Raw genomic sequence first — 20,153 nt, forward strand, 5'->3', positions numbered from 1 at the left:
CTATTTGTTATTCATGCTGACCTGCCCGCCTGAAATCCTCTCAGACTGATATTGCGCCTGCCCAAGGTGAAGGAACAGATGAGATGCAGCAAAGCCGTTTCACCGAAGCGCTGGTGATCGGGATGATCACGGATCATCAGGCGGGTTGGCCAGGGCTTAACTGTGCTGCAGCATGGGCTCTGCCCTGCGACGTTCTGCAAGCTGGATTCCGGCCATGGCGGGATGGACCTGAGAGACATGAAAAGGCTGAGGCAGCCGGAGGAGAAATACACCAGGCTGACGCGTCTGGCGGCGGCTGTCATGCCCGACAATATCGTGCTGAACGCTCTGCCGGTAAGGCCCTGACGACGCCGATGCAATCTTGGGACGCGGTGTTGCGGGCGCAAGCTGGCACTTATCGCCGACGCCAGCATCTCGAGCGCAAGGGTGGCGCGGGAAATTGATGCCTTGGTCCGGATCCATGGCAGGCCCGACTGCAATTTCTCTGACAATGGCACCGGGTTCACCAGCCGGGTGATCCTGAAATAGGCGAACCACAACGGCGTCGGATGGCGCCACATCCACCCCGGCAAGCCGCAGCAGAATGGCTAGACTGTGTCGTTCAACGGAAGTTTGCGCGACGAATGCCACAACGAAGATATCTTGAGCAGCCTCGTTATGCCCGCTACACGCGGGCCCTGCGGCGATACGACGACAGCCAGGCCAGGCCGCAGTCCTCGCTGCGCAGCCAGACCCCAACAGAATCGTAGCGGGCGGTTGAGCTGCTTGATGGCCGCACGCCCGGCACGCTTGCCACACCCGAAACCTGTGCCTATCAAACCCACGGGCTACCCCTATGCACGAGGGACTCCCCCGGGGCAGATCAGGAGTGGTCGCGCAGGACCGCTATCCGATGGGCCACCGTGTGTCGTTTACCTGCAAGCCTGCCAGACCAGATGTCGTGCTTTTGTGCTCCCCTCCCTGCCCCCGGAGCGACAAGGTCAATTGCGCTTACATCATCCACCACATCTCGTCAGATCAGCCCCGGAGCACTTTCGGCGCGCGCCGTCCAGATGCAGCACACCCTGACGTGGCCGCGTGGCTGTCATTATTGCCTGAGGGCAGCTGCGCCCCCTGCGGAGCATAAAGGGCAGGGTTCGCCTCGGCACCGCCCCCCCCGCCCTGCCCTTGCGTTACCGACCGGTAACCTGAGCGCAGATCCAGGTTACCGGTCGGTAACAAATAAAGCGGGCGACCAGAAGGCCGCCCGCACAGATCGCCGAACTCGCTTCGCACCCTGCCCCCGGATCAATCCCCGGAGGAAAGTGCAGCATGAAACGCCTTTACCGCCCGCTCCAGCACACGACGCTCGACTGACGCAAAATCGACTGCCGCCTTGATCCGGAACTCTCCTTTTCGCGCCGTAACTTTCGACTCGCCGACGTGGAACTCAAACTTCTGGCGCTCCGCGGCCTGGGGCTGCGAAAGCCGCGCGCGCGCGCCGTCTGGCGCACCCAGAAAGGATCGCAGCACCGCCGTCTGATCCTCTGCGGATGAAACAGCGGCAAGCCTGCCACGCAGATCGGCCACGCTATCCTCACCCAAAGACACAAGACGGCGCGCGACATCCACACCAAGGTCGCGCGGCACCGCCTTGGGAAAGACGAGCGCATCACCGAGGCTGCTGACCAGCGTGACAAAGCTGCGGATATAGGCGCGCTTGACCTTGTGCAGCGACCGGAACAGCCGCGACACCGCCTCATCCGTGCCATTGATCCCGGCCTGCGGGTCCTGTGCCAGCTGCACAGCAATCTGCGCCATTTCCGCAAAAGTCAGATCTTGCCGGATGACGTTCTCTTCCACCATATCGACATAAAGCTCTGCCCGGTCAGGGCCAGCGACTGTCACGCGGGCCAGGATGGTCGCAAAGCGCGGATCGCTGGTTTCCGTTGACAGCTGTCGCAATGCGGTCAGTCGGCGCCAGCCGGTCTTGAGCTGATAGGCCCCGGAGGCGTCGATAAAGACCTCGACCGGTTCCCGCTGGCCCCGCTCGCGCAGCGAGGCCTTCAGCTCATCCATCTCGTCGCCGATGGCCACCATATCCAGATCAAGCCGGTCACGCGGCAGCGCATCACTGGCAATCTGGTCCAGCGGCAACGCCACCAGCACCCTGCCCTCTTCCCGTGCCGCCCGCAGCTCTTTGGCATCCGTCGCATTCTGGCGGCGCTGCTCAATCAGACCCTCGCTGGCCTCTTGTGCGCTGGCCGCGCTCTCGCGCACCGCGACGCCCATCGGGCCCGGCTCACGGCTGCGCCGCCCTGGAGTGGTTGGCAGATCCGCCGGAGAGATCCCGAAACGATTGCCCTTACTGGTCACTTCCTCGCCTCCTTTGCGGTATTGCGGGCCTTCCAGGCCGCAAGAACGGTAAGCTTGAATTCCTGATAGGCATTGTCAAAAGACAGCCGGGCACGTTTCCAGGTCTCGCGGGTCATCTCACGGTAGTCCTGTTCGTAGACCGACATCTGGAACCTGCCGGATTGCTCGACGGCGCGGGTCATCTCAATCGGGTTCTGGCAAACATCCGCACCGAACACATTGCGGAACGCCTCCAGCATCGCGGTATGCAAAGGGTTGGCGCTCTCAAACCGTGTCATCAGAAGCCGTATATCGAGGAAAGCCTTGGGCAGGGTGATCCCTGCATCCGATGCGATCTTCTCAAAGCCGACGCTGATCTCTTGCAGCGCATCCCCCAGCTGGCCGAGGAAAGACGTGGTCGAGTCATATTCCCAGTACCCCGGCCCCGACGGGATGTAGAGCACATCTGCCGCAAAAGCCGCGTTCAGCGACTGATAACCGATGGCGGGCGGGCAGTCGAAGATCACAAGGTCATACTGGTCTTCCGGCAGTTCATCGAGGTAGCGCGCGACACAGCCAAAGAACGACCAGGCCTTGTGCAGAGAGCGATACTGGGCGCTCGCGAATTCAACAAAAGCCGCATTGGCGCATGAGGGGATGATGTCGATTGTTGGCCAGGATGTATTCTGAATGAAATCCTGCGCCCGCATCAGGCCGATTTCCTGCACATCTTTCGGCAGCTCATCTGCGGCGGGGTAGGGGCAGTCTGCCGGGTCGTCATAGGTTTCCATGATGCGGTCGGCCTCGCGGCACAGATCACGGCACATGATGCCCCAGACCGTGTTCCACTCTTTCACCTCAACCAGACCCATCGAATGTGTCAGCGTGGCCTGCGGATCGAAATCGACCACCAGCACGCGGTAGCCATCCAGCGCCGCCGCATTCGCCAGGTGCTGCGCCACGACAGTCTTGCCGACCCCGCCCTTGAAGTTCGATACGGCAACTCTCAGCGCGCGGCCTTTTGGACGCTCGGGCAACATTGCGCGGCCCCGAAAGCGGATGCGCCGCCGCAGCTCATTGATCTCTTGCAGCGAGAACCAGCGCTGCCGCCCGTCATCCTCGACCGTCCCCTGTGGCAGCGAGGGATCTTCGGCCAGCTTCTTGCGCAACGTGTCAGCAGGCACATCGAACATGAAGGTTGAAATCTCCCAGATCGAGAACGGCCGCAGCGTTTTCACCTCTGATGGTGAAAAGGTCGCCCGACGCACTGCAGCCTGTTGCGCAAGGCTGCGCTCGTTCATGTCCTGCAAATAGCTGTAATCGCGCATCTGAAACTCGCGTTGTTGTTCGTTAGAACGTGAATAGCGCGAATTTCAGATTGTTCCAAACAGGAAAAGCGCAAATTCCCGTTCTTTGCGCCGATTCGCTCAAGAAAGCGCTGGCTTTACGAGCAAACTCTATATTTGGTGACAGGAGGCCCAGGACAATCCAGAATTTGGTGACACCTGAGGCGAGATAGGGTGACACTCAGGATGGCACCCTATACCTAAGATACCTGATTTCTTTAAAATTTCTTGATAGGGGTAAAATCCCGTCTTCGAAAAGCATTTGACAAATAACGGGATCGTGTCAGTTTGAGATCCAAGAGGGAATCGGAACAAATCCGGCAGATGGGCAGTATCATGCAAAGTCACCGATTGACCGGCCCGGGGGCTGGAAGTGAGAAATATGATCTTCTGACAGCAATGGCCGTCAATGGCCTTTCTGCCGGTGGCAGCCGCCAGGCGACTATGATGCGGCTGATTGCGCTGGTCACGGCGCGCTATAATTGGGCGGCGGATGAGGTCACGATCGGGCAGCGCGAGATGGCCGCGCTCTGGTCGGTGGATCAGCGCACGGCCAAGCGCGAGACACGCAGGCTGATCGACGCCGGATTGCTTGAGATCAAACGGCCAGGTGTGCGGGGCAGGGTGGCCTCCTATCGTTTGTGCCGGGCAGAGATCTACCGCCAGACCGCGCCGGGCTGGGCCAGTGTCGGGCCTGATTATGACGCGCGCATGTCCGCGCGCCACATCGCGCCCGAAGAAGCGCAGGCTGCGGCGGAGGTGAGTTCGCCCAAAGTGGTGCAGGTCGATTTCGGAACCCGACCTGTGGCGCTGCCGAATTCGGCGCCATGGGACAAGGTTCTGGCGCGACTGGCGGCCGATCAGCCGGGCACTTATGCGGCCTGGTTCAGCCAGCTGAAGGGCGGCGAGCCCGGTCACGATGGAACATTGCGCGTTGTTGCACCGTCAAGGTTCCTCGCCGTCTATATCGCAAGCCGGCTTATGGTGCCATTGGAACGGGCTGTGGCCTATGGATACGGGTGCAATCTGCGCTGCAGCGTCGTCACTGAGGATCAGGCCTGATTATTTCGTAAATCTTCCATGGCTTTGAGTATCTGCAAGGCTTGTTCACAGGAAGCACTGCTGAAAAGACAGAGGCCGTTTTGTAGGGGCCTCGCCAGGCTGGCAAGATCACGCGCGCATTCGCAATCGCCGCCTTCCAGCCTGAGCATCATCCCGGCTTCCCCGAAGTGATCGCACCAAGTGATGGGCAGCATGCGGTTTATGGTGCCATACTCAGATTGTTACATGCGGCGATTTGGCTTTGTGATCGATGACGCAAAACATGCCGCTTATGATGGACAACCGCGCTTCTAAGGCTGGAGCAGAAGGGGGCGTGTCGGCGGTGCTGCATATCCGGGGGGCGGTTGATCCGGAAGATCTGGTAAATGCGATAGGACCCGGGCAACCAGGCATCGAATCCCGGTATTCTCTCAACTGATTTCAATGGGGTTCGTGTCTTTTACAGAGCGTTGAAATGCCACCGCCCGCACGAAGGCGGGCGGGGTTCCGATGGGGGGCTGGTAAGTCCGAAGAGAAGCTCGGGCGTCATTCAGCTGAAGGTATCGTCTTCCTCAAACTCCTCGACACCGCGCAGCTCGGCAGGGAGCAGCGCGGGCGGGGCCATACCGCCGAAAGGATCCATGAACAGCCTCTCGATCAGCGCTGCGCGGTGGGCATTGCTGTCGGCGAGGATCAGGATCTCGTGACTGTCCTGGTGAAAGCGGGCTTCACTGATCTCACCGGCATCGCGCAGCCGTTCCAGTTCGGTCAGAACGGCATGGGTATAGTCGCGCAGCTCGGCCGGATCTGCGGGGCTGGCAGAGATCTCGTCGAACCGCGCCATATGGGCAAAGGCGAAAAGCACAAGCTGCATAAGTGCGTCACCCGCTGGCGCGCCACGGTTCAGGCGATCCGCGACAAGCGCCTCGCCGGCGGAGGTCAGCTCTATGCCCAGGGTGACGAGGAAATCCCGCAGCCCTTCCAGCAGATCAGGGTCGAGCGATGCGCTCAGCTGTGCGACCTGGACCGCCATCGGCACGCCGCCGATATCATCTGCATAGCCGGCAGGCACCGGGCGCGGACGGGTCTGAACTGATGCCTGAACAGGATGCGGTGCCTCGATGGCCCTGGCGGCAGGCCGGGGATCGGGTTCTGGGGAGGCCACCGGCGTTATCGGTGTGGGGTCGGGCACCGGTTCAGCAACCAGCGCGGGTTCCGGTTCCGGCACGGCAGCCTCCGCCGCGGCCCCGGCTGTCTGCGGGACCGGATCCAAATGCTCAGCCGGTGTTTCGCCGGTCTCCTGCGACGCATCGTCCTCTATCAGTCCGGGATTCGGCGCAGGTGATTCCACTGGCACCGTCAGCGGCCGCAGCACCATCTCGCGCCGCCTGCCAAGGAGCCAGCCGAACCAGCCCGGCCTTGTCTCATATTCCTCGACCAGGCCTGCCGCTTTCAGCCCGACCAGCAACCGCGCCACGTCGAGTCCGCGCCCGCGCCCAACGACCGACAGGCGGATGCGAGGGACCGGGCCTAATTCGGCATGGAGCTTTTGGATCAGGGTCAGCAATTCCTGCTCGGCGCAGTCGCCTGGTTTCTCTTGCATGATGCCCTCACTAGAGATCGGGCGCAGGAAATCGCAGATTGCCGCAGACTGGTCAACGGCAAGTGAAGCCGGTCGCAGATCAGATCCTGCCAGGTGGCTTCCTGACTGCCGGTTCGAGACCCGCGCAGCGGCATCTGCCTGCACAGGAAGGTCGCGATATGAATCAGCAGCGCGGGGCGCGGGGGGCAGACCTTCCTGTGGCGGCGAGGCATGGCGACATTCACCATAATCGGGCACCATAATCGGGCACCATAACCGGGCACCAAACCGGGAACGCCAGGTTTTGCGTACAGTCAGCGGAGTATAAGGCGTCCAGGAAGAAACCCGTCATCCATTCTGCGGCCAGGGATGCGGGGAAATTCAGCATCAGGGGCGCAGGTTTTCCAACGTGAGCGCTGACGCGCAGCGGCGATGAAAATACCATTGCGGGCCTTGTGACCACCGAAACCCAGAAGCGCCGGCAAGGCTCCGTGCCCGACAGCACCAGGCATCGCTGTCTCTGTCTGAAACGCCACTGTGCAGATCCATCTTCGCTTCCGTCCTATGGATCGTTTGCCCCAGGGCGGCTTTGGCCGCTGTTTCGGCCATTGCCCAAAAAGCCAGCCGCGCGACTTCAGGCGTGGCTAAGGCCTGCGCTACCGCCCAACATATCGTGCAGGGCTATCCCCCATAATCCCTTTGAACATGGCGATGAAGGCAGAGGCGGTCGCATAGCCAAGATCAAGTGCGATGGTCTCGACGCTTACATCCTCCTGCAGCATTGCGATGGCGCGAACCGCACGCTGCCGGTTGCGCCATTCAGTCAGAGACATTCCCAGATCCCGTTTACAAAGCCGAAGCAGCGTCCGTTCACTCAGCCCGAAAGATCGGGCAAGTGTGGCGGTGCTTCTCCGATCCGATGGAGTGTCGTGCAACGCGGCCAGCAGTCGTTTCAAAGCGGGCTCGTCGCTGTCGGGCAGGAAGCTCTGCGTCACCGGACAGCGCTCCATCTCGTCGACCATCACGCGCAGCAGTCTCGCTTGCTGTGGTGTGTCATCGAAAGAGGCCGGTTCCAGCCGGTCGAGCATTGCCCGGAGCAAGGGCGTCACGCGCAGAGAAACCGGTACCCTTGGCATTCCGGCGTAAAGGGAGTGATCGATATAGATCGAAACATGCACCGTGGCCTTGCGATTATATCCGACCTGATCGGCCCCTGCAGGGATCCAGAAGGCCATATGAGGCGGCGCCAGCAGCACCTGGCCGCCGGTTCGCAACTCGGTCACGCCACTATAGGAATAGACGAACTCCCCCCAGGGGTGTCGCATGAAAGGATAAGTTCCGTTATCCGGCATGGCTTCGACCCGAAACCAGATCGGCGCTGGCAGGGTGACATGTCCCGGCGGCTGGCGGAGATGCGGCGGTTGCATGATTGGCAGATTCCCGGAATGGAATGGCGGATAATCACTATATGCACCAATATCGCCAGGGGTAGACAAGGCAAGTGCTTTAACGAACGGCCCCTTCCATGAAACGACCGATTGACCTTACGGCCTTTGGGCTGATGATCCTGCTTTGCCTCGCCTGGGGCCTGCAGCAGACTGCGATGAAACTTGCAGCCCCCGGCATCGACCCGATGCTGCAGATCGGGCTGCGCTCCGCCATGGCGGCAGCCCTTGTCTTCGCCATCAGCCGACTTGTCCGCCGCGACCGCTGGCTGCCCCGCATTTTCCTGGGCCCGGGCCTGCTGGCAGGCACGCTCTTTGCGCTGGAGTTTCTGCTGGTGGCCGAGGGGCTGCGCTGGACCACGGCATCGCATATCGGGGTATTCCTTTATACCGGGCCGATCTTTGCCGCCATCGGGCTGCATTTTGCCCAGCCGGATGAGAGAATGGCGCGCGTTCAGTGGCTGGGGGTGGCGATAACCTTCACCGGAGTGGCGGCAATCTTCCTTTTGCCAGAGCTGCGCGGCAATCAGCCCCTTGCGCCGTCGATGATTGTCGGAGACCTGCTTGGCCTTGGTGCCGGTATTGCCTGGGGCCTGACGACGGTCGTTATACGCACCTCACGCCTTGCCAATGCGCCTCCGTCCCAGACGCTGACAAACCAGCTTTTCGTCGCGGGCATTGTGGCCCTTGCATTCAGCGCAATGAACGGACGCCTCGATATGCAGCCCCGCGCAGGCGATTTCGTAAATCTTGGGTTTCAGACCATAATCATCTGCACTGTCAGCTTTATGATATGGTTCCGCCTCCTTCAGGTCTATCCGTCCTCCCGCCTCGGAGTTCTCAGCCTCATGACGCCCGTCTTCGGTGTAATCTCAGGTGCGCTGCTGCTGGGCGAACATCTGACGCCGGACTTCCTCTTTGGCGGCGCCCTTGTGCTTCTGGGGATGCTTACGGTTCAGGCCCACGACCTGCTGCTGCGTCGTCGCGGCCTCAGGCAGGGGCATGCCGGAACAAGCTGAGAGAGGTAATAATCCATTGGAAAAACATGTCGTTATATCTAAATACCGCAGCTCTGCCAGATTGTCGGGACCGGCGCGGGGGACGGGACGAAGCAGATCCGGTTCTGGACATGACATGATTTTCGGGTGCTTATGTCCTGGCAGTGATATATCTATTATGTAATATGTTGTATATAACAAATCTGTGGATGGATTAGCACCGGCGAAGCGGCTAGCATCCGGCGAAGAGAATGAGGGGTTGGATGTCCGGTATCTCCAATGCACATCGGATCAGGAACGCTCTGGAAAATGCCATTGTAGAAGGCATTCACGCCCCGGGTTCGCGTCTCGATCCTGAGGCGCTGGAACGCGAGTTCGACTGTTCCCGCACCCCGGTCCGCGAAGCGCTGCATCAGCTGGAGGCCTCGGGCCTGGTGCGGGTGATGCCCAAGCGCGGCACCTATGTCAGCTCCTGGTCGGTGGAAGAGCTGGCCGAGCGGTTCGAAGCCATGGCCGAGGCCGAGGCCAGCTGTTGCCGTCTTGCGGCGCGGCGGATCACCGCCCCGGAGCTCGCGGCTTTAGAGGCGCTGCACCGGCAATGCGGGGCCCTGGCCGAAGCGGGCGATGCCGAGGGCTATTACCGGCATAATTCGCTGTTCCACCACGCCATCTTCCGCGCCACCCATAATGCGTTTTTGCAGCAGGAAACGGAGCGGCTGCACGCGATGCTGCAGCCCTACCGGCGGATGCAGCTGCGGGTGCGCAACCGGATCCCGCGATCATGGAGTGAACATGATGCGATCCTGGTGGCAATCCGGGCCGGGGAGGGCGAGGCGGCCGCCATGGCGATGCGCGATCATGTGATCGTGCAGGGGGACCGCTTTCATGACCTCGTGGCCGCGCTGCGGGCCTGTGCGCCGGCGGGGCGCTGAGGTCTCTCAGCCGCTGACCGAACTGAGCATCAGGCTGGTCTCGCTGTTCAGCACGCCGTCGATCATGCGGATCTCGCGCAAGAGCTCGTCAAAATGCGACAGGCTGTCGGCGCGGATCTCGGCGATGAGATCCCAGCCGCCATTGGTGGTATGCAACGCCACCACCGCCGGCAGACCGCGCATCTTGCGGATCACCTGTGAGGTCGATTTCCCCACCACTTCGATCATCATGATCGCGCGGAACGAGCCGCTTTCGTAATCCTCGCGCACGCGGATTGTGAAACCAAGAATCGCGCCCGCGCTGAGAAGCCGGTCCAGGCGGTTCTGAACCGTCCCCCGCGAAACCCCAAGTGCATCGGCAAGCTTCGAGAACGGCGCACGTCCATCGGCGCGCAGAAAGCTGATCAGCTTGCGGTCCAATTCATCGAAAACGAGTTTCGCCTGATCGTGTCCTGCCATCCGCTTCCTGACGATATTTGCAACATCACTATAAGATGTGATCAAAATAATCCAGAATAATGCCGGATTATAGCATTTTATTTGTATATTGCTCTGTCGGACACTTTTGCTCACGGTCCTGAGCCCGCCTCGACCAAGGAGAAAAAGATGCAAAAAACAGTCCCGTCCGGTCGGGCGCTTGTGCCCTTTGTCAGCGTTGAGAACATGGCGCGCCTGATCACCAGCATCGGCCTGCCGCGCCTGCTGACAGAGCTTGTCGATTATATCGAACAGGATTTCCGACGCTGGCAGAGCTTTGAAAAAGCGCCGCGCGTCGCGTCGCATTCCGAAGGCGGCGTGATCGAACTGATGCCGACCTCGGATCATGTGAATTATGTCTTCAAATATGTGAACGGCCACCCGGTCAATCTGCAGCGCAACCTGCAAACCGTTGTGGCCTTCGGCGTGCTCTCGGATGTCGAGACCGGCTATCCGCTCCTTCTGACCGAGATGACGCTTCTGACCGCGCTGCGCACGGCGGCGACTTCAGCCATGGTGGCGCGGCTGCTGGCGCCGAAAGACGCGCGCGTGCTGGCGCTGATCGGCAATGGCGCCCAGGCCGAATTCCAGGCCATCGCCATGCAGACCATTTGCGGGATCGAAGAGGTGAGGCTTTACGATATCGACCCTGCGGCCACCGCCAAGACCGCGCGCAATCTTGCGGCGACCGGCCTCAGGATCACCGAATGCAAAAGCGTCGAAGAGGTTGTCCTTGGCGCGCAGATCATCACCACCTGCACGGCTGACAAGCAAAATGCCACGATCCTCACCGATAACCTGGTTGGTGACGGGGTGCATATCAACGCGATCGGCGGCGATTGTCCCGGCAAGACCGAACTGGCCGCCGCGATCCTCACCCGTTCGGATGTGTTCGTCGAGTTTCCGCCCCAGACCCGGATCGAGGGCGAGATCCAGCAGATGCCCGAAGATTTCCCGGTGACCGAGCTCTGGCAGGTACTGAACGGCGAGCGCCCGGGCCGGGTGTCTGACCGCCAGATCACGCTTTTTGACAGCGTGGGCTTCGCTATCGAAGATTTCAGCGCTGTCCGCTATATCCGCGACAGGATCCGGGATACTGACTTTAAAGAGGATCTGGACCTGCTGGCCGATCCCGATGACACCCGAGATCTCTATGGCATGATGGGGCGTATCGCCGGGACCGCTGCGCAGGGTGCCGCAAAATGAAGGCGATCCGCACCTCGGTCCAGGCGCCTTCCGATGTGGTGATGATCCGGCCGCATCGTTTCACGGTGAATACAGAAACCGCCTCGGACAATGTGTTCCAGAAAATGGAAGAGGCGGCGGTCGATCTCTCCGGTCTGGCGCATCAGGAAATCACCCGCGCGGTCGAGACCCTGCGGGGCCATGGTGTCCGGGTGCATCTGTTTGAGGATGAGGGCCAGGACACCCCGGATTCCGTCTTTCCGAACAACTGGTTCTCGACCCATGCCGGCGGCCATCTGGCGATCTATCCGATGAAGGCCCCCAGCCGCCGGCGTGAACGCAGGGCCGATATCATCGAGATGCTGAAAGCCGAATACCGCGTTCAGGATGTGATCGACTATTCCGGGCTGGAACCTGACGGGCTGTTTCTGGAAGGCACCGGAGCCATGGTTCTCGACCATATCGACCGGGTGGCCTATGCCGTCCAGTCCGAGCGCACCAATCCCATCGCGCTGGAACGGTTCTGCACGCATTTCAACTTTGAGCCGATGGTATTCGCCGCGGCGGACCGGCATGGCGTGGCGATCTACCACACCAATGTGCTGATGTGCATCGCGACCGATTACGCGCTTGTCGGCCTGTCACTGATCACGGACGAAGCGCGGCGCGACGAGATTGCGAACCGTCTGCGCGATACCGGACGCGAGGTGATCGACATCAGCGAAGAGCAGATTGCCCGTTTTGCAGGCAATGCGCTGGAGTTGAGCGGAGAATCCGGGCGAATCCTTGTGATGTCCACCACCGCCCGCGAAAGCCTCTCGCAGCAGCAGATCGATCTGATCGAAACCTCGACCCCGATTGTCGCGCTGGATATTCCAACGATTGAACGGGCCGGGGGATCGGTGCGCTGCACCATCGCGGGGCTTCATCTTACCCGCCGAACCAGGTAGGTCACAACCGAAACTGCCCGGCGGCACTATGGCCGCCGGGCAGAAACTGCACCCCCCGCTGCGGGACTTCCTTTCGGCCCTTATCCCGGCCCCATCTTCAGGTGACTTCCATGACCACGACCCCCGTTTACCGTTTCAACTCGGTCATTCTGCGCGCGCCGTCGCGCTCGATTGTGAATGGCCTGCGGGCGGTGGATACCGGCAACCCGACCTATGAGGGCGTGAAGGCGGAACATGAGGCCTATATCGCGGCGCTGACCGATGCCGGCTGCGAGGTCACGCTTCTGCCCGCGCTGGAAGAATTCCCGGATTCCGTTTTCGTCGAAGACCCTGCGCTGGTGTTTTCCGAAGGCGCGGTGATCCTGCGCCCGGGCGCCGAGACCCGGATGCGCGAGGCCCAGCATATCGCGCCGGTCCTGCGCGAGAAATTCGCGACCGTGCTGGAACTGGCCGAGGGTGGCTATGCCGATGGCGGCGATATCCTGACCACACCGGACCAGGTGATGATCGGCCTCTCGGCCAGGACCGACCGCAAGGGGGCCGAGGCGCTGCAGGATTGTCTGACGCAGCTTGGTCTCAAATCCTCCATCGTCGCCACGCCCGAAGGCGTGCTGCATTTCAAGACCGACTGCTCGCTCGTTGGCGATGACCTGGTGCTTTCGACCGGCCGGCTGGCGGCCTCGGGGGTCTTTGCGGGACTGCGCACCCTGATCGTGCCAGAGGGCGAAGAAGCCGCCGCCAATGCGCTGCGCGTCAATGACGTGGTGCTGGTGGGCAAGACATTCCCGCGCACCATCGACCTGCTGACCGCCGAGGGTCTGACTGTCGTCGCCATCGACACGACCCAGATCGGCAAAGTGGATGCGGGGCTGTCCTGTATGTCTCTGCGCTGGTTTGATCCCAAAAAATAATTAAAAGACAAACCACCCCCAACTCCTGACAGGGAACGATGATGAAAAAGACCCTCCTCTCCATGGCAGTCCTCGCGGCGGTTTCGACCGCCGCCCATGCCGAACCGCTGCGCCTTGGCGTCAGCCCCGAGCCCTATATGCCGATGACCTCGTTCGATTCCTCGGGCACCTGGGTCGGTATCGAGGCCGAGCTGACCAATCTGCTTTGCGCCGATATCCCGGAAGGCTGCGAAATCCGCCAGATGACCTGGGAAGCGCTGATCCCCGCCCTCCAGGAGAAAAAGTTCGACTTCATCGTTGGCGCGTTCTCGGTCACCGACAAGCGTCGCGAAGTTGTCGATTTCAGCACGCCCTATGTCTACGCCCAGACCGATGTCATCGGCGCCAAAGCAGACAGCCGCCCGCTTTCACTGGTCAAGGATCCGAATGGCGAGGGCGAGGTGCTGTCGGCGGAAGGTCTTGATGGCGTCATCTTCGGCGTTCAGGCCGCAACGATTCAGGCGAATTACATCGCGGCTTACCTGCCCGGCAATGGCACCCAGAACTACAATAATGCCGATAATGCGATTTCGGATCTCATGGCGGGCCGCGTCGATTACATCGTTGTGGACAGCGATTACGGCAAAGACTTCCTGACCTCTGCCGATGGCGCGGACTATGAAACCAAGATGCGCCTGCCCAACAATATTGTCCTTGGCGAAGGTGTGGCCTATGCCGTGCGCAAGGGCGATGCCGAGACCCTCGACAAGGTGAATACCGCCCTTGAAAAACTCCTCGAGGCCGGCACCGCGAAAGAGATCCTGACCAAATGGGGTCGTGAGTAAGCCAATCTTACGGGGCAGGGCCGGACGGCGCTGCCCCATTTTTCTGCAAAGGCGAATACAGGTCGATGGACTCAAAATGGGAATTGCTCGGCTGGGGTGATGCCGGCTGGGGCGACCAGCTTCTGCATGGCTTCATGATGACGATCGTCGTATCGGTGATTGCCTATGCGCTGTCGCTTACGATCGGACTTCTGGCGGCCCTGAGCAAACTCTCCGCGCGCCGCATTCTGCGCGGCATTGCCAATACTTATACGACAATTGTGCGCTCTCTGCCCGAGCTTCTGGTCATCCTGATCGTCTATTTCTCGCTGGTCGGCGGGGCTGAAAAGCTGCTGAAGAGCCTTGGGCTGGTCAGTGACAGGTTTGAATTCAGCGGGTTCTGGGCTGCGGTCGTCGCACTGGCCTTCGTCAATGGCGCCTTCATGACCGAGGTGATGCGCGCCGGCATCCTCGCGGTGCCAAAGGGCCAGACCGAGGCGGCCGAGGCCATCGGCATGCCGCGCGCGCTGCTGTTTCGCCGCATCGTGCTGCCGCAGATGCTGCGCCATTCGGTGCCGGGCCTGGGCAATCTCTGGCTTGCCATCACCAAGGAAAGCGCGGTCGTGGCCGTGCTTGGCACCTTCAACGAGCTGCTCTTTACCGCTTATCGCGCCGCCGGGGTGACCAAGGAATACGGGCTCTTCTACAGCGTGGTCGCCGCTGCCTTCCTCCTCATCTCGCTGGTTTCCATGGCGATCATCCATCGCATCGAAAAGCGCGTGGGAAGGGGCTTCTGATGATCAGCGATATTCTTCAGTTTCTGCCGCCCCTGATCAAGGCGCTGCCGCTTACGCTGATGCTGACGGCGGTTGCGGGCACGCTCGGCCTGTTCTTCGGCATCATCCTGGCACTTGCCCGGATTTCGGGCTACCGGATCCTTGTCTGGCCCTCGTTCACGCTGGGTCTTGTGATGCGGGGCACGCCGCTCCTCGTGCAGCTTTATCTGGTCTATTACGGGCTGGGCGAACTGCTGCCCGGAACCTGGGTGCGCCATTCCTGGCTCTGGCCCTATCTGCGCAATGCGATCTGGTATGCGATCCTTGTGCTGACCATCAGCCAGGCCTGCTACAATGCCGAAGTGCTGCGCGGTGCCATTCTTGCGGTGCCCAAAGGCCAGATCGAGGCCGCCCGTGCCATCGGCATGAGCCCGGGGCGCATCTTCCGCCGCATCACGCTGCCGCAGGCCTTCCATGCGGCGCTGCCGGTTCTGGCCAGCGATGTGATCATCCTCCTGAAGGCGACTTCGCTCGCCTCGACGGTCACGATCATGGAAGTGCTTGGCACTGCCCGCGCGCTGCAGCGCGAAACCATGATGATCCTCGAGCCGCTGATCGCAGCCGCGATCATCTATTTCGTCGTCGTTCTCATCCTCACGCAGCTCACGACACTGCTTGAGCGCAAAGCAACCAGCTATCGCGCCCGATGACCGGGCGATGGGCCAAACCGCGCGCTGCGGAAAGGATTAAACAAGATGGCCAATGATATCGCGCTTGCGGTCAGGGATATCCGCAAGAGTTTCGGCCCGCTCGAAGTCCTCAAAGGTGTCAGCCTCGAGGCAAGGCGCGGTGATGTCATCTCGCTGATCGGGCAAAGCGGGTCCGGGAAAAGCACGCTTTTGCGCTGTATCAATTATCTCGAAACCCCGGACAGCGGCGAAATTATCGTCGGCAATGAGGTGATCCGCGCCCGGCCCGTCAAGGGCAGGATGCCGCGCGCCGACCGCAGGCAGCTGGAACTGGTCCGCCAGCGCCTTGGCATGGTGTTCCAGAACTTCAATCTCTGGGCGCATATGACAGTACTGGAAAACATCATCGAAGGGCCGCGCCACCTGTTGGGCCTGTCGCGCGATCAGGCCGTGGCCGAGGCCGAGCAACTGCTTGAAAAGGTCGGTATCCGCGAAAAGAAAGACAGCTATCCCTCGCGCCTTTCCGGCGGGCAGCAGCAGCGCGTAGCCATCGCGCGCGCGCTGGCGATGAATCCCGAGGTCATGCTCTTTGACGAGCCGACCTCGGCGCTTGACCCGGAACTGGTGCAGGAAGTGCTCCAGGTGATCAAAGGGCTTGCTGCCGAGGGCCGCACCATGATCCTTGTCACCCATGAAATGGCGCTGGCGCGGGATATCTCTTCCGAGGTGGTCTTCCTGCATCAGGGCCTGGTCGAAGAGCGCGGCGCGCCCTCCGACATGATGAGCAATCCGAAATCGGACCGGCTGCGCCAGTTCCTCCGCATGGTTGCATGAGGCCCCCTGAGCAAGAGAACAGGGGAAATCTCTGACACCGCAGGCCGCGGGCACCAGGCCACCATCGCGGCGGCACTTGTCGCGATGGTAAGCGGGCGTTTTCATGACGATCTCGCCGCCCGTGTGGCGCCTCCCTTCGCGCCATTATCCCTGCGCGAAGAAGCGCGCAACGATTGCCGTCAGAAAATCCGGCAGTGTTTCAAAGGCATAGGGGGCGTGCACCCGTTCCAGCCGTTGGTGATATTCGCGCCCCCAGGGGCCGATATTGACTACCGGAAAGCGCAGCGCATTATCCGGCACATGGTCGATATAGCGCCGGGCGGGCGTGTTTTCCGCGACGATCCTTGCGTCTTCGGGTGGCGGGACATTGCCCAGAAAGCTCATGTCCGAGATGCCGACAAAGGTGTCTCGCCAGCAGATCTGCACGCCGGTCGCGGCAAGGATCTCCTGCCTTGCGGTCTCAATCGCCCCCATCAGCGCCGCATCTTCGGCCCGGTCGGGATCGAGATGGCTGTGCGGGTAATGCAGGCTGCCAAAGCCCAGCACAATCGCCGGCCCGTTCAGCCCCGCATGCGACACCAGCCGCGTGCAAAGCGCACGGCTGAGCGCCAGCGGATTGTCGTGGGCGGGCGGCGTCGCAAGGATCTCTTCCAGCGCGGCCTGACCTTCACGCGCGGCAACAAGGCCCATCAGCTCTGCGATTGTCAGAACGCGCGAGGGCTCGGGCTCCGCCACTTCGCCGGTAAAGGCCTGCCGGTTGCGCGCGAAAGCCGCCATCGCCGCCGCAAGCGCGCTTTCCGCAAGGCTGTGGAACTGCGCCATCAGCGCCGAGGGGCTGCGGCTGTGCGACAGCCAGTTGAAGGCCAGCCAGACCTGTTCCGGCGTGGTCACATCATAGCCCGCGCGGAAGTCACCCCCGTCAAGACAGATCGGAGGCGGCGAGACCTCAGCGCCGCCCCGGTCGCAAAGATCTGGGTTGGTCTCCATCGCAGTCATCAGATGGGCCGCAATCAGATGCGCGCTGGCCCCGTCGAACGGGTAGCTCGCATGGGAGGGCTTGCCCACGACCATCGCAAACGGCAGGAGCTTGCCGATCGTGCCTTTATAGATCGCCCGGCCCCCGGCGCCGTCGCCCTGATCGCTGGTCGCATCAAGATTGATACCACCTGCAATCTCAAGATCCCATTCGCGCGCGAGCTCGGGCAGGATGTCGCGGAAGGCCCGCATCCCCTGCGAACTGGCCTCTTCATCCGGCGTCATGACAAGCAGCAGATTGCCCTCTGCCGCGCCCGAGGCTGCGAAATTCTCCAGCGTGGTGATCCCGGCTGCTATGCCGCTTTTCATATCGAGAAGGCCGCGTCCTGGCAGGAAATCACCGCTTTCGAAATCGACCCGCGCCTTTTCCTCGGCGGGGGAAAGCGGGCGGCTGGCCAGATCCTGGCGCAGCGCGGCCAGCAACGGTTCGGGCGAGAAGGCGAGATCCGCCAGATCACGGTAATTCGAGGCGGAAACCACATCATAATGGCCCGCAAGCACCAGGGTGCGCCGCCCGGTCCCGCGCACAAGCCCGACCACGATCTGCCGTTCTGGCTCGCCATGGCTGGCAATCAGGCGCACCCGTTCAGGATGATCCGCGAAACAGGGCAGCCCCCGCAAAAGGGCGGCGGCTTTCTCGCCGAACGCTGCCTCGCCCGGGGAGCCGGTCTCGCTCGCCCATTCCACAAGACGCAGGGCATGATCCAGGCAGCGCGCCGCGTTTTTACCCTGAACCGCGCGCCCGGTCTGGCCGCTGCCGGGTTGTTCTTCATTCACCATCGCTCATCCTCGCCGGCATGTCATTCTCACCCTCTCCGGGCGGCGCAAAACTCTCGCCCGTCAGGGCCTCAACCGATGACAGGGCCACCGTCACCAGTTCATTTTCTTCAAAAAGCCCGCCTGCAAGCCGGCCTTCCAGCCAGAGCCCGTCCATCAGTGCACTGATCGCAACGGCAAGCCGATGGGCGCGGGCCTCATCGATCTCTTTGCCGCGCGCGGCAAGGAAAGCCACGATCAGGCGCTGCAGCTTGTTGCGAAAGGCCAGATAGCCCTCGCAATGGATCCCGGCCAGCGTCGGGTCATGGCTCACCTGGCTGATAAAAGCCGACCAGAGCGCCAGATTTCGGTTGTTCGAAACCGGCTCGGTCAGATTGGCCACGATGAAACGGCGCAGGTTTTCCGCCGCCGATCCTGCATCTTCCTCATCGGTGAAGGTCAGGACAGAGACCACCCTGCGATACGCCTCCTGCAAGAGGATCTCTTTGCTTTCAAAGTGATGTGCGATCAGACCGGGGGCAACCCCGGCCTGTTTCGCGATCTCGCGGAAGGTTGCGCCCTGCAGCCCCGATTGCGCAATCACGTCCAGCGCCGCCTCGACCAGATCGCCCCGGCGTTGCGCCTCGGGGATCCGCCGCCAGGCCGGGGCCTTTGTCATGCCGCTTGCCGGTGCACCGGACGGGTGAGGCAGGTCGGCCCGCCCTCGCAGGCGATGCAAAGCGCGTCGCCCTCGAAGGTTTCCACCGTGCAGCCGGCGGCTTCAAGTGCGGCCGTGGTTTTCGGGAAACCGCTGAGCATGATCAGCTCAGACGGGCGGGTCGGCAGCACATTGAGGCTGAGGCCGTTGCTGGCGAGGAATTCATCCTTCGGCGCCTCGACAATGCGGATGCCGCGCAGTTTCAAGAGCCTGTAAAGCGCGACCGGCAGCAGCGGCAGGAAGGCCAGCACCAGGTCATCCGCCAGCGGGCTCAGCACCGACAGGAGATGCAGGCAGGCGGCCTCACCATCCCAGAGCGGCAGGTCAAAGGCGATGACGCTGATGCCATCGGGGGCAAGGATTGCCGTCAGTTGGTCGATGCCCTGCTGATTGGTGCGGATGCCGCGCCCGACGAGCAGCGTTTTTGGGTCAAGCCAGATACAGTCACCGGCCTCGACGGTTGCCTCGCCGGTGATCCGGCCTGCAACCGGAATCTGATGCTGCTGATAGACGGCCTCGTGCAGAGCGGGTTCATCCCGGCGGCGCAGCTTGCCCATATTGAGGATGATCGCGCCCTTGTCGGTCATCAGCGAAGGGTCATGTGTGAACATCGCATCGGCAAGGCCGTCGTCCTGATCCTCAAGCCAGATGATCTCGGCCCCGGCCTTCACGATCAGATCGGCAAAGCCCTGATATTGCGCGATGGCTTTGGTGCTGTCGAAGGGGGTCACATAGTTCCAGTCAGCGGGATCGGCCTTGATAAGGCTCGCCCCCGGGCGGCGCATCATCACCTTCAGCAAAGGCGCCGACATTTCCTGTGAACCGTATTGTGCCATGGGTCTCTCTCTTGTCGCGCGTCACGATATCTTATTGGTCAGGCGATCAATAAGATCGGAAGGGCAACGCCGTCAAGGCCCTCGCCACGCGCCGCAGAGGAGTGAATTTGCGCCATGCTTCATCGACGCTCTCTTTGCTGGTTCTGAGGCAAGGGGACCATGACGGGCACATGCTATTTCCCCGACGGGGTCAGGGGCGATACGGTCGCCCAGATCACCGGGCGGGGCTACCCGGTCAGTGAGGTTTCGGAACGACCCGGGGTGAGACAGCATTCGCTCTGTGCCTCGAAGCGCAAATTCGCGAATCTGAAGCGCAGGCATGTGAGGAACGGGATGCTGTCGCCTGCCGGGTGCTCGCAGGTATCAAAGGACGCTGCCTGAGCTGTGCAGATATGCTCAACTTATGAGCGAATTTGCACAATATAACGTTGGAATGCCCCCACTGAGTGGTCCGGTTTGAATGTTAGTGCATTGTCGGCCTGTGGTCCATTTGCACGAAGGTCTC

19 protein-coding genes and 2 pseudogenes are annotated in these 20,153 nt (G+C 61.5%); 12 read left to right on the top strand and 9 right to left on the bottom strand.

The features are described 5' to 3' along the window. Positions 1-83 precede the first annotated feature (83 nt). Positions 84-836, top strand: a pseudogene (locus AC4FS3_RS21965) (integrase core domain-containing protein); the annotation flags it as partial. A gap of 451 nt (positions 837-1,287) precedes the next feature. On the opposite strand, the gene AC4FS3_RS21970 reads toward AC4FS3_RS21965, so the two are convergent. Together AC4FS3_RS21970 and AC4FS3_RS21975 are read right to left on the bottom strand one after the other, a co-directional pair. After that, complete coding sequence (locus tag AC4FS3_RS21970; RefSeq protein ID WP_491022312.1) at positions 1,288-2,355, bottom strand: ParB/RepB/Spo0J family partition protein; 1,068 nt, start codon at positions 2,353-2,355, stop codon at positions 1,288-1,290. Continuing rightward, entirely contained in the window at positions 2,352-3,662 is a 1,311-nt protein-coding gene (locus tag AC4FS3_RS21975; RefSeq protein WP_491022313.1) for an AAA family ATPase, read from the bottom strand. The genes AC4FS3_RS21970 and AC4FS3_RS21975 overlap by 4 nt, the downstream gene beginning before the upstream one ends. 354 nt (positions 3,663-4,016) lie before the next feature. Between AC4FS3_RS21975 and AC4FS3_RS21980 the strand changes: the two genes are divergently transcribed. Continuing rightward, positions 4,017-4,742: a DnaA N-terminal domain-containing protein gene (locus AC4FS3_RS21980; protein WP_491022314.1), complete on the top strand. Its 726-nt coding sequence runs from the start codon at positions 4,017-4,019 to the stop codon at positions 4,740-4,742. Here the strand turns inward: AC4FS3_RS21980 and AC4FS3_RS21985 are convergent. The 3 genes from AC4FS3_RS21985 to AC4FS3_RS21995 form a co-directional block, all read right to left on the bottom strand. Then, the gene (locus AC4FS3_RS21985) at positions 4,733-4,894 is read right to left on the bottom strand and encodes a hypothetical protein (protein WP_491022315.1); all 162 of its coding nucleotides are present in this window, start codon (positions 4,892-4,894) and stop codon (positions 4,733-4,735) included. The genes AC4FS3_RS21980 and AC4FS3_RS21985 overlap by 10 nt on opposite strands. 377 nt (positions 4,895-5,271) lie before the next feature. Beyond that, positions 5,272-6,324, bottom strand: coding sequence for a hypothetical protein (locus tag AC4FS3_RS21990; protein WP_491022316.1), 1,053 nt, complete (start codon positions 6,322-6,324; stop codon positions 5,272-5,274). Between the two features lie 635 nt (positions 6,325-6,959). Beyond that, positions 6,960-7,730 (bottom strand): AraC family transcriptional regulator, encoded by a 771-nt coding sequence (locus tag AC4FS3_RS21995; RefSeq protein ID WP_491022317.1) that lies wholly within the window; start codon positions 7,728-7,730, stop codon positions 6,960-6,962. Between the two features lie 98 nt (positions 7,731-7,828). On the opposite strand from AC4FS3_RS21995, the gene AC4FS3_RS22000 reads away from it, so the two are divergent. Next, a complete protein-coding gene (locus tag AC4FS3_RS22000) occupies positions 7,829-8,767 on the top strand; it encodes a DMT family transporter (protein ID WP_491022318.1) in 939 nt (312 codons plus the stop codon). 242 nt (positions 8,768-9,009) lie between these two features. Next, positions 9,010-9,678, top strand: coding sequence for a GntR family transcriptional regulator (locus AC4FS3_RS22005; protein WP_491022319.1), 669 nt, complete (start codon positions 9,010-9,012; stop codon positions 9,676-9,678). Positions 9,679-9,684: 6 nt separating this feature from the next. On the opposite strand, the gene AC4FS3_RS22010 is transcribed toward AC4FS3_RS22005, so the two are convergent. Then, positions 9,685-10,137 carry an Lrp/AsnC family transcriptional regulator gene (locus tag AC4FS3_RS22010; protein ID WP_491022320.1) on the bottom strand — a complete coding sequence of 151 codons (453 nt, stop codon included), beginning with the start codon at positions 10,135-10,137 and terminating at the stop codon, positions 9,685-9,687. A gap of 147 nt (positions 10,138-10,284) precedes the next feature. Between AC4FS3_RS22010 and ocd the strand changes: the two genes are divergently transcribed. The 7 genes from ocd (at position 10,285) to AC4FS3_RS22045 (ending at position 16,303) form a co-directional block, all read left to right on the top strand. Next, positions 10,285-11,361 carry an ornithine cyclodeaminase gene (gene ocd / locus AC4FS3_RS22015; RefSeq protein ID WP_491022321.1) on the top strand — a complete coding sequence of 359 codons (1,077 nt, stop codon included), beginning with the start codon at positions 10,285-10,287 and terminating at the stop codon, positions 11,359-11,361. Then, the gene (gene ctlX / locus AC4FS3_RS22020; RefSeq protein ID WP_491022322.1) at positions 11,358-12,290 is read left to right on the top strand and encodes a citrulline utilization hydrolase CtlX; all 933 of its coding nucleotides are present in this window, start codon (positions 11,358-11,360) and stop codon (positions 12,288-12,290) included. The genes ocd and ctlX overlap by 4 nt, the downstream gene beginning before the upstream one ends. A gap of 110 nt (positions 12,291-12,400) precedes the next feature. After that, a complete protein-coding gene (locus AC4FS3_RS22025; protein WP_491022323.1) occupies positions 12,401-13,201 on the top strand; it encodes a dimethylarginine dimethylaminohydrolase family protein in 801 nt (266 codons plus the stop codon). 41 nt (positions 13,202-13,242) lie between these two features. After that, positions 13,243-14,025 (top strand): transporter substrate-binding domain-containing protein, encoded by a 783-nt coding sequence (locus tag AC4FS3_RS22030; RefSeq protein WP_491022324.1) that lies wholly within the window; start codon positions 13,243-13,245, stop codon positions 14,023-14,025. A 65-nt stretch (positions 14,026-14,090) separates the two neighbouring features. Further along, complete coding sequence (locus AC4FS3_RS22035) at positions 14,091-14,801, top strand: ABC transporter permease (RefSeq protein WP_491022325.1); 711 nt, start codon at positions 14,091-14,093, stop codon at positions 14,799-14,801. After that, positions 14,801-15,490: an ABC transporter permease gene (locus AC4FS3_RS22040; protein ID WP_491022326.1), complete on the top strand. Its 690-nt coding sequence runs from the start codon at positions 14,801-14,803 to the stop codon at positions 15,488-15,490. The genes AC4FS3_RS22035 and AC4FS3_RS22040 overlap by 1 nt, the downstream gene beginning before the upstream one ends. Before the next feature lie 45 nt (positions 15,491-15,535). Next, on the top strand, positions 15,536-16,303 hold the full coding sequence (locus AC4FS3_RS22045; RefSeq protein WP_092903193.1) for an ABC transporter ATP-binding protein: 768 nt from the start codon (positions 15,536-15,538) through the stop codon (positions 16,301-16,303). Positions 16,304-16,447: 144 nt separating this feature from the next. Here the strand turns inward: AC4FS3_RS22045 and AC4FS3_RS22050 are convergent, their stop codons facing one another. The 3 genes from AC4FS3_RS22050 to AC4FS3_RS22060 are packed head-to-tail and all read right to left on the bottom strand — an operon-like array spanning position 16,448 to position 19,648. Next, positions 16,448-18,118 (bottom strand): M20/M25/M40 family metallo-hydrolase, encoded by a 1,671-nt coding sequence (locus tag AC4FS3_RS22050; protein ID WP_491022327.1) that lies wholly within the window; start codon positions 18,116-18,118, stop codon positions 16,448-16,450. Continuing rightward, positions 18,108-18,773, bottom strand: coding sequence for a TetR family transcriptional regulator C-terminal domain-containing protein (locus AC4FS3_RS22055; protein ID WP_491022328.1), 666 nt, complete (start codon positions 18,771-18,773; stop codon positions 18,108-18,110). Before AC4FS3_RS22055 ends, AC4FS3_RS22050 begins: the two co-directional genes overlap by 11 nt. Continuing rightward, entirely contained in the window at positions 18,770-19,648 is an 879-nt protein-coding gene (locus AC4FS3_RS22060) for a dimethylarginine dimethylaminohydrolase family protein (protein WP_491022329.1), read from the bottom strand. Before AC4FS3_RS22060 ends, AC4FS3_RS22055 begins: the two co-directional genes overlap by 4 nt. Before the next feature lie 159 nt (positions 19,649-19,807). Here AC4FS3_RS22060 and AC4FS3_RS22065 point away from each other — a divergent pair. Then, positions 19,808-19,951, top strand: a pseudogene (locus tag AC4FS3_RS22065) (IS3 family transposase); the annotation flags it as partial. Positions 19,952-20,153: the final 202 nt, after the last annotated feature.

The sequence above is a fragment of the Pseudogemmobacter sp. TB195 genome (assembly GCF_058313095.1).